The 720-nt window shown below is 62.4% G+C and carries 1 protein-coding gene; it reads left to right on the top strand.

All coding sequences use genetic code 11. The features are described from left to right. Positions 1-720, top strand: a 720-nt coding sequence (locus BBW69_RS02560) for an HAD-IC family P-type ATPase (protein ID WP_188210312.1), incomplete at both ends; no start/stop codon positions are given.

The following is a 720-nucleotide window of genomic DNA, read 5'->3' as shown; positions in this document are numbered from 1 at the left end:
CGGGAGCGCTGATGACCGAAGGCAGCGTGGTTTACCGCGCCACGCAGCTCGGCAGCCAAACCCTGCTCGGCGACATGATGAACGCGCTGTCCGAAGCGCAGGGCAGCAAGGCGCCGATTGCGCGCGTGGCGGACAAGGCGGCAGCGGTATTCGTGCCTGCCGTTGTGGGCATCGCGCTTCTGACTTTTATCGCCACTTGGCTGGTGAAAGGCGATTGGACGGTTGCACTGATGCACGCCGTTGCCGTTTTGGTGATTGCCTGCCCGTGTGCGCTCGGTCTGGCAACGCCCGCCGCGATTATGGTCGGCATGGGCAAGGCGGTGAAACACGGCATTTGGTTTAAAGACGCGGCGGCGATGGAAGAGGCCGCCCACGTCGATGCCGTCGTATTGGACAAAACCGGCACGCTGACCGAAGGCAGGCCGCAGGTTTCCGCCATTTATTGCGTCCCCGGCAGCGGCTTTGACGAAGACGCTTTGTACTGCATCGCCGCCGCCGTCGAACAAAACGCCGCCCACCCGCTCGCCCGCGCCATCGTCTCCGCCGCCCAAGCGCGCGGTTTGGAGATTCCCGCCGCACAAAACGCGCAAACCGTTGTCGGCGCAGGCATTACTGCCGAAGTGGAAGGCGTGGGTTTGGTGAAAGCGGGTAAAGCCGAATTTGCCGAACTGACCTTGCCGAAGTTTTCAGACGGCGTTTGGGACATTGCAAGCATTGTTG

The organism is Neisseria sp. RH3002v2f, assembly GCF_014596375.1.
GTDB lineage: Bacteria > Pseudomonadota > Gammaproteobacteria > Burkholderiales > Neisseriaceae > Neisseria > Neisseria cinerea.
The sequence above is the reverse complement of the archived record's forward strand: the minus strand, read 5'-3'. Positions and strand labels throughout refer to the sequence as shown.